The 13,652-nt window shown below is 72.6% G+C and carries 14 protein-coding genes; 12 read left to right on the top strand and 2 right to left on the bottom strand.

Features of this window, described 5'->3' with window-relative positions:
- The first annotated feature begins 11 nt into the window (after nucleotides 1-11).
- From AB0H71_RS29165 to trmD, 5 genes are all read left to right on the top strand, one after another.
- Nucleotides 12-569, top strand: a complete 558-nt coding sequence (locus AB0H71_RS29165) for a dihydrofolate reductase family protein (protein ID WP_357027169.1) — start codon at nucleotides 12-14, stop codon at nucleotides 567-569.
- A gap of 212 nt (nucleotides 570-781) precedes the next feature.
- Entirely contained in the window at nucleotides 782-1,213 is a 432-nt protein-coding gene (gene rpsP, locus AB0H71_RS29160; RefSeq protein WP_357027167.1) for a 30S ribosomal protein S16, read from the top strand.
- Complete coding sequence (locus tag AB0H71_RS29155) at nucleotides 1,213-1,455, top strand: RNA-binding protein (protein WP_233019760.1); 243 nt, start codon at nucleotides 1,213-1,215, stop codon at nucleotides 1,453-1,455. The genes rpsP and AB0H71_RS29155 overlap by 1 nt, the downstream gene beginning before the upstream one ends.
- Nucleotides 1,456-1,980, top strand: coding sequence for a ribosome maturation factor RimM (gene rimM, locus AB0H71_RS29150; protein WP_357027165.1), 525 nt, complete (start codon nucleotides 1,456-1,458; stop codon nucleotides 1,978-1,980).
- 7 nt (nucleotides 1,981-1,987) lie between these two features.
- On the top strand, nucleotides 1,988-2,692 hold the full coding sequence (gene trmD, locus AB0H71_RS29145) for a tRNA (guanosine(37)-N1)-methyltransferase TrmD (protein WP_357027163.1): 705 nt from the start codon (nucleotides 1,988-1,990) through the stop codon (nucleotides 2,690-2,692).
- A gap of 13 nt (nucleotides 2,693-2,705) precedes the next feature.
- On the opposite strand, the gene AB0H71_RS29140 is transcribed toward trmD, so the two are convergent.
- Both AB0H71_RS29140 and AB0H71_RS29135 read right to left on the bottom strand, forming a co-directional pair.
- Entirely contained in the window at nucleotides 2,706-3,866 is a 1,161-nt protein-coding gene (locus tag AB0H71_RS29140; RefSeq protein WP_357027162.1) for a PQQ-binding-like beta-propeller repeat protein, read from the bottom strand.
- Between the two features lie 61 nt (nucleotides 3,867-3,927).
- Entirely contained in the window at nucleotides 3,928-4,788 is an 861-nt protein-coding gene (locus tag AB0H71_RS29135; RefSeq protein WP_357027160.1) for a LuxR C-terminal-related transcriptional regulator, read from the bottom strand.
- 98 nt (nucleotides 4,789-4,886) lie between these two features.
- Between AB0H71_RS29135 and AB0H71_RS29130 the strand changes: the two genes are divergently transcribed.
- The 7 genes from AB0H71_RS29130 (at nucleotide 4,887) to AB0H71_RS29100 (ending at nucleotide 13,642) form a co-directional block, all read left to right on the top strand.
- Complete coding sequence (locus AB0H71_RS29130; protein WP_357027158.1) at nucleotides 4,887-6,524, top strand: AMP-binding protein; 1,638 nt, start codon at nucleotides 4,887-4,889, stop codon at nucleotides 6,522-6,524.
- Nucleotides 6,521-8,146 carry an AMP-binding protein gene (locus AB0H71_RS29125; RefSeq protein WP_357027156.1) on the top strand — a complete coding sequence of 542 codons (1,626 nt, stop codon included), beginning with the start codon at nucleotides 6,521-6,523 and terminating at the stop codon, nucleotides 8,144-8,146. Before AB0H71_RS29130 ends, AB0H71_RS29125 begins: the two co-directional genes overlap by 4 nt.
- A gap of 46 nt (nucleotides 8,147-8,192) precedes the next feature.
- Nucleotides 8,193-10,574 carry a Tex family protein gene (locus tag AB0H71_RS29120; RefSeq protein ID WP_357027416.1) on the top strand — a complete coding sequence of 794 codons (2,382 nt, stop codon included), beginning with the start codon at nucleotides 8,193-8,195 and terminating at the stop codon, nucleotides 10,572-10,574.
- A gap of 18 nt (nucleotides 10,575-10,592) precedes the next feature.
- A complete protein-coding gene (locus tag AB0H71_RS29115) occupies nucleotides 10,593-11,459 on the top strand; it encodes a hypothetical protein (RefSeq protein WP_357027154.1) in 867 nt (288 codons plus the stop codon).
- A gap of 159 nt (nucleotides 11,460-11,618) precedes the next feature.
- Nucleotides 11,619-11,960 carry a 50S ribosomal protein L19 gene (gene rplS / locus AB0H71_RS29110; RefSeq protein WP_357027152.1) on the top strand — a complete coding sequence of 114 codons (342 nt, stop codon included), beginning with the start codon at nucleotides 11,619-11,621 and terminating at the stop codon, nucleotides 11,958-11,960.
- A gap of 154 nt (nucleotides 11,961-12,114) precedes the next feature.
- On the top strand, nucleotides 12,115-12,867 hold the full coding sequence (gene lepB, locus AB0H71_RS29105; protein WP_357027414.1) for a signal peptidase I: 753 nt from the start codon (nucleotides 12,115-12,117) through the stop codon (nucleotides 12,865-12,867).
- A 40-nt stretch (nucleotides 12,868-12,907) separates the two neighbouring features.
- On the top strand, nucleotides 12,908-13,642 hold the full coding sequence (locus AB0H71_RS29100; protein ID WP_357027150.1) for a ribonuclease HII: 735 nt from the start codon (nucleotides 12,908-12,910) through the stop codon (nucleotides 13,640-13,642).
- Nucleotides 13,643-13,652: the final 10 nt, after the last annotated feature.

Genomic DNA, 13,652 nt, shown 5'->3' with positions numbered 1-13,652 from the left:
GAAGGAAAGCCGTGCGCGAACTCGTCGTGACCCAGAACATCACCGTCGACGGAGTGATCGAAGCCGCCGACTGGTTCTCGGTAGCGGGCACCGACCCCGAAGCCACCGCCGACCTGGATGCCGCCCTGCGCGACCAGGCCGCCGCCTCGGACGCGGTGCTCTTCGGCCGGACCACCTTCGAGCAGATGCGCGGCTTCTGGCCCGCGCGGACCGACGACACCACCGGCGTCACCGAGCACCTGAACACCGTCACCAAGTACGTCGTCTCCCGGACCCTCACCGAGCCGGGCTGGGCCAACTCGGAGATCCTCTCCGGCCCGCTCACCGAGGAGATCGCGCGCATCAAGGCGCGGCCGGGCCGCGACATCGTGACCACCGGCAGCATCCGGCTCTGCCACGCGCTCATCGCCGCGGACCTGGTGGACGAGTACCGGCTCTTCGTCTACCCGGTGGTGGTGGGAACCGGCGCCCGGCTCTTCGCGGACGCCACCGGGGTGCCGCCGCTGTGGCTGGCCGAATCGCGAGCCTTCCGCTCCGGCGTGGTGCTGCTGCGCTACCGGCGGGGCTGACCGAGCCGATTTCGGCCGCGCCGCACCCGTCTGGCACAATGATCCACCGTCCTTCTGGACGCGTGTCAGCCCGTCTCCGGTTCCGTACCGCGCGGCGGTCACACACTTCGAGCGCGAAACCGGACCCGCAGACCGTGCGGGGTCGCTGAATCGCGCAGTGACCATTCGGCCGCCCCCGCGGCGGCCACCACCGAAAGGCAGAACTCACAGCCATGGCTGTTCGCATCAAGCTCACCCGCCTGGGCAAGATCCGCAACCCGCAGTACCGCGTGGTCGTCGCCGACGCCCGCACCCGCCGCGACGGCCGGGCCATCGAGTCGATCGGCAAGTACCACCCGAAGGAAGAGCCCTCGCTGATCGAGATCGACGCGGAGCGGGTGGCGTACTGGCTCGGCGTCGGCGCCCAGCCCACCGAGCCCGTGCAGCGGCTGCTGGAGATCACCGGCGACTGGCAGAAGTTCAAGGGCCTGCCCGGCACCGAGGGCACCCTGAAGGTCAAGGCCGCCAAGCCGAGCAAGCTCGACCTCTTCAACGCCGCGCTGGCCGCCGCCGACGGCGAGCCGTCCGGCGAGGCCACGACGCCGAAGAAGAAGGCGAAGAAGGCCGACGACGCTGCGGCCGAGTCGACCGAAGCCGCCGAGTAATGAGCGTGGTCGTCGCCGATGCCGTCGAGCACCTGGTGCGCGGCATCGTCGCCAACCCCGACGACGTCCGGGTCGAGCTGATCACCGGCAGGCGCGGCCGCACCGTCGAGGTGCACGTCCACCCGGACGACCTGGGCAAGGTCATCGGCCGCGGCGGCCGCACCGCCACCGCGCTGCGCACGCTGGTCGCCGGGATCGGCGGCCGCGGCATCCGGGTCGACGTGGTCGACACCGACGCCTAGATGGAACTCGTCGTCGGACGGGTCGCCAAGTCGCACGGTGTGCGCGGCGAACTCGTCGTCGAGATCCGCACCGACGATCCCGGCTCCCGGTTCGCCCCCGGCGCCGTCCTGCTCGGACGGCCGCCGCGGGCGCGCACCGGGGGCACGCGGTTCACCGTGGAGTCGGCCCGCGAGCACTCGGGCCGGCTTCTCGTGCGTCTGCGCGAGGTGGACGGCCGGGACGCGGCGGACGCGCTGCGCGGCACGCTGTTCCTGGTGGACAGCGCCGACCTGCCGCCGAGCGAGGACCCGGACGAGTTCTACGACCACGAACTCGAGGGGCTCGCGGTGCGGCTCACCGACGGCACCGCCGTCGGCACCGTCACCGAGGTGCTGCACTCGGCCGCGGGCGAGCTGCTCTCGGTGCGCGCCGAGGACGGCAGGGAGCTCCTGGTGCCGTTCGTCACCGCCATCGTGCCGACCGTCTCGGTGGCCGAGGGTGTCGTGGTGATCGACCCGCCCGAGGGGTTGCTCGACCCGGAATGAGGCCGTCGTGAAACTGGATGTGCTCACGATCTTCCCCGAGTACCTGGAGCCGCTGCGCGCCGCGCTGCTCGGCAAGGCCGTCGAGCGCGGGCTGATCTCGATCGGCGTGCACGATCTGCGGCACTGGACGCACGATGTGCACCGGTCGGTGGACGACTCGCCGTACGGCGGCGGTCCCGGCATGGTCATGAAGCCCTCCGTGTGGGGTGTCGCGCTGGACGAGGTCTGCCCGGACGACGCGCTGCTGGTGGTGCCCACCCCGGCCGGGGTGCCGTTCACCCAGGCCACCGCGGAGCGCTGGGCGGCCGAGCGACACCTGGTCTTCGCCTGCGGCCGGTACGAGGGCATCGATCAGCGGGTCTTCGATGATGCCGCGCGCCGGGTGCGGGTCGAGGAGGTGAGCATCGGTGACTACGTGCTCATCGGCGGCGAAGCCGCGGTCCTGGTGATGGTCGAGGCGGTGGTCCGGCTGCTGCCCGGCGTGCTCGGCAACCAGCAGTCGCACCGCGAGGATTCCTTCTCCGACGGCCTGCTCGAGGGCCCGAGCTACACCCGCCCCGTGGTCTGGCGCGACCTCGAGGTGCCGCCGATCCTGCTCTCCGGCGACCACGCCAAGATCGCGGCGTGGCGGCACGAGCAGGCGCTGGAGCGCACCCGCGCCCGCAGGCCGGACCTGCTGCCCGGCGACGACGGCGTCCCCGACCCGGCCTGACCGGCCCGACCGCTCAGCCGGAGGGAATCACCGCGGCGCGGCCGTCCGCACCGGGTACCAGCACGCCCCACGGCGCGGCGTGCAGCCGCGCGGTCTGCGCGACCGGCATGGTGAGCAGCGGTTCCTCCCCGCGCGCCGTCGGCTCCGGCCCCGCGACATGGGTGCGCTCGCCGGTGCGCACGTCGTAGGCGAGCAGTGACCCGTCGTCGCGCCCGCCGCTGCGCGGCCGCAGCGTCGCCAGCAGCACACCGTCCGGCGACCCGACGTTCAGCAGCACCTCCTCGTCGGCGGCGAGCGGCGCCGTCCAGCGCACCCCGCCGTCCGGCTCGACGAACCGCATCTCGGTGTTCTTCGCGAGGGTGGTGCTGTCCATGATCAGCGCGGTACCGCCGGGCCGGGCGAAGCGGTAGCGGGACTGCTCGCCGACCGGCTGACGGCCGAGCTCGTCGCCGCCGCGCAGGGCGAGGAACACCCGCTCGCCGCCGGACTTCACGGTCAGGGTGTCGGGCGAATCGACCACGAAGGTATCGGTGCCGCTGAGCGTCCGGTGCCACAGCTCGGCCCCGGTCAGGCGGTCGAACGCGGCGACGGCGAGGTCGAGCCCGGCGCCGTCCGCGGCGAGGCGGGTGGGGCAGCGCAGCAGCGCGACCTCCCGCGTCAGCAGGACGGAGACGGTGTCCTCGGTGAACGGCGCCGCGCAGCTCCACCGCGCCGGATCGGCGCTCCAGCGCAGCCGGTTCGTCGCGGGATCGCGGAGCACGACCCGGCCCTCCTCGACGCCGCTCTCCCCCCACGTGTCGGCGGCGGTGCTCCACAGCTCCGCCCCGGTGTCGGCGGCGTAGGCGACATAGCCGGGGGAGTCCTGCCAGTGCACCAGCAGCACGTCGTGGAACAGCACCGGCGTGGTGCGCTGCGGATCCGGCGTACTCCCGGCCCGCCGGATCGTCCACCGCTGCTCGCCCCCCGGACTCCACCCGAGGATCGCGTCCCCGCGCACGGTGTAGATGCCGGACTCCGTCACCCCCGCGTCGCCGAAGGCGCCGAGCTCGACGGTGCGTATCCCGGACAGCTCCAGCCCGCCCGGCGGCCGGGACGCCGCGGTGCCCCCGCAGCCTGCCAGCAGCAGTACCAGCCCGAACGCCGCCAGCGCCCGGAGCGCGCGATTCCACCCCATGCCGAACTCCTCCCCCGAAGTGTTGTCGGCGAGGATCATCGCACGGGGTACCGACAGGGTTCTACGGCAGCAGCCGGGCCCGTCTGGCCTTGGCAACCGCCTCCACCCTGGTGTGCGCGTCCAGCTTGCTCATGGCGCTGCGCAGGTAGCTCTTGACCGTCTCTGCGCCGAGCGAGAGCCGCGCCGCGACCTCCTGATTGGTGCAGCCGAGCGCGATCTGGGCGAGCACGTCGAGTTCGCGGCGGGAGAGCGGGGGCGCGTCCACCGCGGGCGCGCCCGCGAGCATGCGGGTGATCCGGCCGCCGACGGTGTCGAGCCGGGCGCGCAGCTCGGGGTCGGGGACGGCGCCCGCGATCTCCCTGAGCTCGGCGTGGATGTCGCGCAGCTCCGCGCCGTCCGCGCCGGCGGGCGCCGGTTCGGCGAGCCGGAGCAGCCGCACCCGCCGGTCCACCTCGTCGCGCACGGTGATCTCGCGGGCGAGCCGCCGCGCCGCGCCGATCATCAGCTCGGCGGTGCGGCCGCCGAGCGGGGAGCCGCCGCGGTTCGCGGCGTAGAGCACCGCGCGGGATTGCCGGTCCACCAGCACCGGCACCGCGAGCACCGAGCGGATGCCCTCGCCGAGTACGGGCCGGTCGTAGTCGTGCGTGATGGAAGAGGCGCTGCGGTAGTCGGCCACCGAGGCGGGGGCGCCGGTGTCCATCACCTGCCCGCCCAGGCCGGACATGCGCAGCACGGTGAGCCCGCGCAGCGCGTTCGTCGTGGTGCCGACGAACTCCGAGAGCAGCAGGGTGTCGCGCGCGATCTCGCCGCCGAATGCCACCGGCACCCCGGATTCCCCGGCCACCAGCCGCAGGGCCGCGCGCAGCGCGTCGCCGTCGCGCGGGCGGAGCAGGTGCTCGCCCGAGGCGCGCTCGCGGTTCATAGCGGGTCACCCCTTTTCGGGGGTAGTGCGGGACGTGACGTGTCCCACATTCTAGGCGGACTCCGGCGTGCGGCCGGAGCCGCACCAGGGAGGACCACATGACGACCGCGCTCGACAGCGACCCGGACCAGCGGGTGCGCACCCTGCTGGCGACCTACGACGGCCCGGCCGCCACCGCGGCGGTGCTGCTCTGCGACCGGCACCCGGCCGACCGGGTCGCGGTCACCGTCGTCGAGTCCGATCTGCGCCACACCGACCTCACCTACGGCGAGCTGCGCGAGCGCTCCGAGCGGTTCGCCGCCGCGCTGGCCGAGCTCGGCGTCGGCCCCGGCGACCGGGTCGCCACGCTGATGGCCAAGTCGGCCGACCTGGTGGTGGCGCTGCTCGGCATCTGGCGGCGCGGCGCGGTGCACGTGCCGCTCTTCACCGCCTTCGCCCCGCCCGCCATCGCCTTCCGGCTCACCGCGAGCGCGGCGCGCTGGGTGATCGCCGACGCCGACCAGGCCGCCAAGCTGCGCCCCGGCGACGACATCCCGGCCGACGCGCCGTGGGGCGTGATCGTCGCGGGCGGCGAGCAGCCCGGCGCGCTGCGCTTCGAGGAGCTGCTCGCGCGGCACGCCGCCGACGACCCGCGGGCCGCCGCGGTGACCGTCGGCGGCGACGGCGCGCTGGTGCAGCTCTTCACCAGCGGCACCACCGGGACCCCGAAGGGCGTGCCGATCCCGCTGCGCGCGCTCGCCTCGTTCCACGCGTACCAGGAGTTCGCGCTCGACGTCCGGCCGGACGACGTCTTCTGGAACGGCGCCGATCCGGGCTGGGCGTACGGGCTGTACTACGCGATCCTGGCGCCGCTGGCGTCCGGCATCCGCACCCTGCTGCTGCACGCGCCCTTCTCGCCCGCGCTCACCTGGCAGGTGCTGGAGCGCTTCGGCGTCACCAATTTCGCGGCCGCGCCCACCGTCTACCGGGCGCTGCGCACGGAGCCGGCGCCGGAGGGGATCACGCTGCGCCGCGCCTCCTCGGCGGGCGAGCCGCTCACCCCCGAGGTGGTGGCGTGGTCGGCCCGGACGCTCGGCGTCCCGGTCCGCGACCACTACGGCCAGACCGAGCACGGCATGGTCATCTGCAATGCCTGGCACGAGGCGCTGGACGCGACGGTCCCGCTCGGCTCGATGGGCAGGCAGCTGCCCGGCTGGCACTGCGCGGTCCTCGCCGACGACGCCGACACCGAGGCGCCCACCGGCGAGCTGGGCCGGGTCGCCATCGACACCGAGAACAGCCCGCTGCTCTGGTTCACCGGCTACCTGGACGCCCCCGAGCGCACCGCGCAGCGCTTCACCGCCGACGGCCGCTGGTACCTCACCGGCGACGCCGGGTCCAGGGACGCCGACGGCTTCTTCCGCTTCTCCGCCAGGGACGACGACGTGATCATCATGGCCGGGTACCGGATCGGCCCGTTCGAGGTGGAGAGCGTGCTGCTGCTGCACCCGGGGGTCGCCGAGGCCGCGGTGGTCGGCATGCCGGACGAGCTGCGCGGCGAGGTGCTGGAGGCCTTCGTCGTGCTCCGGCCGGGCGCCACCGGCGAGGCCGAGCTCGCCGCCGAGCTGCAGCAGCTGGTCAAGCAGAAGTTCGCCGCGCACGCCTACCCGCGCCGGGTGCACTTCGTGGACGCGCTGCCCAAGACCCCCAGCGGCAAGGTGCAGCGCTACCTGCTGCGCGGCGGCGGTACCCGATGACCGCCCCCGCCTACGACAGCGGCCTCGCCGACACCCCGCTGCTCGGCGACACCATCGGCGGCAACCTGGACCGCGTCGCCGCCGCGCACCCGGAGCGGGAGGCCCTGGTCGACCTCCCCTCCGGCCGCCGCTGGAGCTACCGCGACCTGGTCGCCGCGGTGGACGGCATCGCCACCGGGCTGCTCGAACACGGCGTCCGCACCGGCGACCGGGTCGGGATCTGGGCGCCGAACTGCGCGGAGTGGTTCCTGGTGCAGTACGCCACCGCGAAGATCGGCGCGATCCTGGTGAACATCAACCCGGCCTACCGCACGTCGGAGCTGGAGTTCGTGCTCCGCCAGGCCGGCGTCGGGGTGCTGGTGACGGCCGGGTCCTTCAAGACCTCGGACTACGTCGCCATGATCGGCGAGGTGCGCCCCGCGCTGCCGGAGCTGGCTTCGGTGCTGGTCATCGGCGCGCCGGAGTGGGAAGCGCTGGCGGCCACCGCACCGGACGCCGCCCGGCTGGCCGCGGTCGCCGCGGAGCTCTCCGCCGACGACCCGATCAATATCCAGTACACCTCCGGCACCACCGGGTTCCCCAAGGGCGCCACGCTCAGCCACCACAACATCCTGAACAACGGCTGGTTCGTCGGCGAGCTCTGCGGCTACACCGAGCGGGACCGGATCTGCGTGCCGGTGCCCTTCTACCACTGCTTCGGCATGGTGATGGGCAATCTGGCGAGCACCACGCACGGCGCCGCGGTCGTCATCCCGGCGCCGTCCTTCGACCCGGAGGCCAGCCTGGCCGCGGTCGCCGCCGAGCGCTGCACCGCGCTCTACGGCGTGCCGACCATGTTCATCGCCATGCTGGCGGCGCTCGACGCCGGCGCCGAGCACGACCTCTCCACGCTGCGCACCGGCATCATGGCGGGCTCGCCCTGCCCGGTCGAGGTGATGAAGCGGGTCATCGACCGGATGAACATGGCGGAGGTCTCGATCTGCTACGGCATGACCGAGACGTCGCCGGTCTCCACCCAGACCCGCCGGGACGACGGCCTGGACCGGCGCACCGCGACGGTCGGCCGGGTCGGGCCGCACCTGGAGGTCAAGATCGTCGACCCGGCCACCGGGCGGACGCTGCCGCGCGGCGAGCCCGGCGAGCTCTGCACCCGCGGCTACTCGGTGATGCTCGGCTACTGGGGCGAACCGGAGAAGACCGCCGAGGCCGTCGACGCGGCGCGCTGGATGCACACCGGCGATATCGCCGTCATGGACGACGCCGGGTACCTCGCGGTGACCGGCCGGATCAAGGACATGGTGATCCGCGGCGGCGAGAACATCTACCCGCGCGAGATCGAGGAGTTCCTCTACGCCCACCCGGACGTGCTCGACGCCCAGGTGATCGGGGTCCCGGACGCCACCTACGGCGAGGAGCTGATGGCCTGGATCCGGCTGCGCCCCGGCGCGGCCGCGCTCGACGCCGATACGTTGCGCGCGTTCTGCACCGGCAAGCTGGCGCACTACAAGATCCCGCGGTACGTGCACCTGGTCGAGGAGTTCCCGATGACCGTCACCGGCAAGGTGCGCAAGGCCGAAATGCGCGAGCTGGCACGGGAACTGCTCGCCCGCCCGGACGCCTGACCCGTCGCGTCGGTGGTCGCCGGTAGGGTGGCGCCTCGTGACGACAGTGCCCGAGAGTTCCGCTCCGCCCCGCACCGGTGTGCCCAGCGTCGACCACCGTCTCGCCGAGGAGCTCGGCGTCCGGGAGAGCCAGGTGCGCGCCGCCGTCGAGCTCCTGGACGGCGGCGCTACCGTGCCCTTCGTCGCCCGGTACCGCAAGGAGGTCACCGAGGGGCTGGACGACGCGCAGCTGCGCACGCTCGAAGAGCGGCTGCACTACCTGCGCGAGCTGGACGAGCGCCGCGCCGCCGTCGTGGAATCCATTCGCGGCCAGGGCAAACTCGACGACGAGCTGCACCGGCAGCTGCTGCTCGCCGACACCAAGGCCAGGGTGGAGGACATCTACCTCCCGTACAAGCCGAAGCGGCGCACCAAGGCGCAGATCGCGCGCGAGGCCGGGCACGAGCCGGTCGCCGACGCCCTGATCGGCGACCCGGCCACCGACCCGGCGGGCTACACCGCCGAGCAGCTCGACGGCGCCCGCGCCATCCTGGTCGAGCGCTTCGCCGAGGACGCCGACCTGGTCGGCGAGCTGCGCGAACTCATGTGGAAGCGCGGCCGGGTCAGCGCGACCGTGCGCCCCGGCAAGGAGGAGGCCGGCGCCAAGTTCGCCGACTACTTCGAGTTCGCCGAGGCCTTCGCCTCGCTGCCCTCGCACCGCATTCTCGCGCTGCTCCGCGGCGAGAAGGAAGAGATCCTCGCGCTCGAGCTGGAGCCGGATGCCGAGGAGCCGGAGCCGGGCGAGCGCACCGTCTTCGAGGGCCGCATCGCCACCCGCTTCGGCATCGCCGATCGCGGCAGGCCCGCCGACGGCTGGCTGCTCGACACCGTGCGCTGGGCCTGGCGCACCAAACTCAAGGTCAGCCTGGGCATCGACACCAGAATGCGGCTGCGGCAGGCCGCCGAGAAGGACGCGGTCGACATCTTCGCCGCCAACCTGCGCGATCTGCTGCTCGCCGCCCCCGCGGGCACCCGCACCACCATGGGGCTGGACCCCGGGTACCGCACCGGCGTCAAGGTGGCGGTGGTGGACGCGACCGGCAAGGCGGTCGCCACCGAGGTCATCTACCCGCACAAGCCGCAGGGGCAGACCGAGAAGTCGCTGGCCGTGCTGGCCGCGCTGGTCGCCCGGTTCGGGGTCGAGCTGATCGCGATCGGCAACGGCACCGCCTCCCGCGAGACCGACGCGCTGGCCACCGAGCTCATCGCCCGGATCCCGGAGAACAAGCCGACCAAGATCGTGGTCTCGGAGGCGGGCGCCTCGGTCTACTCCGCCTCGGCCTACGCCTCGCAGGAGCTGCCGGACATGGACGTCTCGCTGCGCGGGGCCGTCTCCATCGCGCGCAGGCTGCAGGATCCGCTGGCCGAGCTGGTGAAGATCGATCCCAAGTCGATCGGGGTCGGGCAGTACCAGCACGACGTCTCCGAGACGCTGCTGGCCCGCTCGCTCGGCGCGGTGGTCGAGGACGCGGTGAACGCGGTCGGCGTCGACGTGAACACCGCCTCGGTCCCGCTGCTCTCCCGGGTCTCCGGGATCAGCGGCGCGGTGGCCGAGAGCATCGTCGCGCACCGCGACCGGAACGGCCCGTTCCACAGCCGCACCGCGCTCAAGGAGGTGCCGCGGCTCGGCCCGAAGGCCTTCGAGCAGTGCGCGGGCTTCCTTCGCATCCGCGGCGGCGCGGACCCGCTCGACACCTCCGCCGTGCACCCCGAGGCATACCCGGTGGTCCGGCGCATCCTGGACTCCACCGGCAGCGGCATCGCCGAGGTCATCGGCAACCCGGCCGTGCTGCGCGCGCTGAATCCGGTCGACTTCACCGACGAGCGCTTCGGCGTCCCGACCGTCACCGACATCATCGCCGAGCTGGAGAAGCCGGGCCGCGACCCGCGCCCGGAGTTCAAGACCGCCGAGTTCGCCGCGGGCGTGGAGAAGGTCGCCGACCTGCAGCCGGGCATGGTGCTGGAGGGCGTGGTCACCAATGTCGCCGCCTTCGGCGCCTTCGTCGACGTCGGGGTGCACCAGGACGGGCTGGTCCACGTCTCGGCCATGTCCAAGAACTTCGTCGACGATCCGCGCAGCGTGGTCAAGTCCGGCGATGTGGTGAAGGTCAAGGTGCTCGAGGTCGACGTGGCCAGGCAGCGCATCGGCCTCTCGCTCCGGCTGGACGACGAACCGGGCAAACCGGCCGGGCGCGAGGAGCGCGGCGGCCGGGGTGATCGCCCCCGGGGTGGCGGCAAGCCCAGGCAGAATGGACAGGGCAGGCCGCAGGGCGACGGGCGCGGACAGGGCGGCAGGCAGAACCAGGGCCAGAACCAGCAGCAGCGCCGTCCCGCTCCGGCGAACGGCGCCATGGCCGACGCCCTGCGGCGGGCGGGGTTCGGCAAGTAGACCGGGAGGAGCGCGGTGTTGCGGCGGTGGCTCGAGCAGGACGTGATCGCCCAGGGCCGGTTGCCGCTGCTGTGTTTCCTGCTCGGCTTCATCGTCGGGTTCGTGCTCATCCGGTTCAGCGTGCGGATGATCCGGGCGAAGGTGCGCTGGTGGCCGGGGAATCTCAGGGCCGGTGACACGCACATCCACCACATGGTGTTCGGCGTGATCCTGGTGCTGGCCTCCGGTATCGGCATGATCGCCACCTCGGAGACGGCGAGCCGCTCCACCGCGGCGCTGCTCGCCGCCGCCTTCGGGGTGGGCGCGGCGCTGGTGCTGGACGAATTCGCGCTCATCTTCTACCTGCGCGACGTGTACTGGGAGAAGCAGGGCCGCACCTCGGTGGACGCGGTCTTCGTCGCGATCGCCGTCACCGGGCTGCTGCTGCTCGGCTTCCACCCGCTGTGGCTGCTGGAGATCAACGACTTCCGGGCCGACCCGGGCACCGCCGTCCGGGTGGTGGTCGCGGTCTTCGCGCTGGTCAACCTGGTGCTCGCGGCCATCGTGATCGCCAAGGGCAAGATCTGGACCGGGCTCTTCGGCATGTTCTTCCTGCCGCTGCTCGTGGTCGGCGCGCTGCGGCTGAGCAGGCCGGGGGCGCCCTGGGCGCGGTGGCGCTACGCGGACCGGCGGCGCAAGCTGATGATCCGCGCCATCGTCCGCGAGCGGCGCTACCGGCGTCCGGTGATCCGGGCCAAGATCTTCGTGCAGGATCTCGTCGCCGGGAAACCGGACGTCGACCACGTGCGGCACGCCGCCGAGGCCGAGCTGGCCCGCAAGGTGGTGCCCGCGCCCGCCGCGCCGCACCGGCACCTCCACCCCCGCGAGCCCGCTGAGACGAGCTGAACGCCCCCGATTTCAGCGCGGACCAGCTCGTCTGGCACACTGTTCGGGTTGCCCCGGGCCGTTCCCCGGCTCCGGCATCCCTTGTACCGAGCATGAACCGGCCGAGCACGCGAGTGCCGCCAGGGTCCTCTGTTCCACCATGAACCGTTAAGGACGAAAATGAACACCCTTGACTTCGTCGACGAGAAGTCGCTGCGCAGCGACATCCCGGCCTTCCGCCCGGGCGACACGCTGAACGTGCACGTGAAGGTCATCGAGGGCTCCAAGGAGCGCATCCAGGTCTTCAAGGGCGTCGTGATCCGCAGGCAGGGCGGCGGCATCCGCGAGACCTTCACCGTGCGCAAGGTGTCGTTCGGTGTCGGCGTGGAGCGCACCTTCCCGGTGCACAGCCCCAATATCGACCACATCGACGTGGTCACCCGCGGCGATGTCCGCCGGGCCAAGCTGTACTACCTGCGCGACCTGCGCGGCAAGGCCGCCAAGATCAAGGAGAAGCGCTGAGCTTCCCCGCCGGGGCGCCTTCCCGCGCCCCGCGCTGAAATCCCCTTCGGCCCGGTACCCGATGCTCATCCGGTACCGGGCCGAAGTGCGTGCGGGGTACTCGAGTTGGACGGCTAGTCTGTTCGGCGTGGCAGACGAGAGCGGTTCGGTGGGCGTGTCCGGAGCGGGCGAGGGCGGGTCGGGGGAGGGCGGCCGCGCGGCGCGGCGGAAGCGGCAGCAGCGCAAGCAGCGGCCGTTCTGGCAGGAGCTGCCGGTCCTGATCGTCATCGCGGCCGTGATCGCGGCGCTCATGGTCTCCTTCGTCGGGCGGCCGTACGTCATCCCGTCGCAGTCGATGGATCCCACGCTCGCCATCGGCGACCGCATCTACGTGCAGAAGATCAGCTACTACACCGCCGACCCGGAGCCCGGCGACGTCGTCGTCTTCGTCGGCCCGCCGAGCTGGAACACCAACTACCGGTCGATCCGCTCGGACAATGCGATGGTGCGCGGCGTGCAGAATTTCTTTTCCTGGTTCGGCCTGGTCCCGCCGGACGAGAACGACCTGGTGAAGCGGGTGATCGCGGTCGGCGGCCAGACCGTGCAGTGCTGTGACGCGCAGGGCAGGGTCACCGTGGACGGCAAGCCGCTGGACGAGCCGTACGTCAAGGACGACTTCCCGTGGCGCCAGGGCCAGGCCAATGCAGTCTACCCGGCGGGCCGGGTGTTCGGGCCGGTCACGGTGCCGGAGGGGCACCTGTGGGTGATGGGCGACAACCGCAACGAGTCGGCCGATTCGCGCGCGCACGTCGGCGACGAGCTGCAGGGCACGGTGCCGGTGGACAATGTGCGCGGCAAGACCGTCTTCAAGATCTGGCCGCCCGGCCGGATGGGCCCGGTCCGCGCGGAGGATCCGCAGGCCGAGTGAGCCGGCGGGCCGAAATGTCGGTGCCCGCAGCATAATCGACATGGTGCAGAGTTCAGTGATCCGATCCGGGAAGTGGCCGCCGCGCGTCGTCATGCGCCCGGCCGGCGGGCTGCGCACGCTGGAGGCCGCGCTGATCCGCAGCGGCCTGGGCCCGGTGGCCGGGGTCGACGAGGCGGGGCGCGGCCCCTGCGCGGGCCCGCTGGTGGTCGCCGCCTGCCTCCTGCCGCCGAAGGCGTACGACCGGCTGGCCGGGCTCGACGACTCCAAGAAGCTCACCGAGGCGGCCCGCGAGGAGCTGTACCCGGTGATCACCCGGCTCGCGCTGAGCTGGACGGTGGTCACCGTACCCGCCTGGGAGGTTGACGTCATCGGCATCCACGTCGCCAATATCGAGGGCATGCGCCGGGCCGTCGCCGGGCTGGCGCACACCCCCGGGTACGTGCTCACCGACGGCTTCCGGGTCCCCGGCATCCCGGTGCCGTCGCTGCCGGTGATCGGTGGCGACGCGGCCGCCGCCTGCATCGCCGCCGCCAGCATCCTGGCCAAGGTCACCCGCGACCGGATGATGACCGGGCTGGAGGACCGCTTCCCCGGCTATGGCTTCGCCGCGCACAAGGGCTACAACACCCCCGAGCACCTCGAGGCGCTGCGCCGCCTCGGGCCGTGCAGTGAACACCGGCAGAGCTGGAAAAACGTACGCGAGCTGGGCGGACAGCAGTCTTCGATGGCCTCGGAGGGCCTCCGGATGGCTGCCGCGCCCGCGCATGCGCGATGATTAGCGCCGA

This window comes from Nocardia sp. NPDC050697, assembly GCF_040654395.1.
Classification (GTDB): domain Bacteria; phylum Actinomycetota; class Actinomycetes; order Mycobacteriales; family Mycobacteriaceae; genus Nocardia.
Note: the sequence above shows the minus strand (reverse complement) of the source record. Positions and strands in the feature narration are given on the sequence as shown.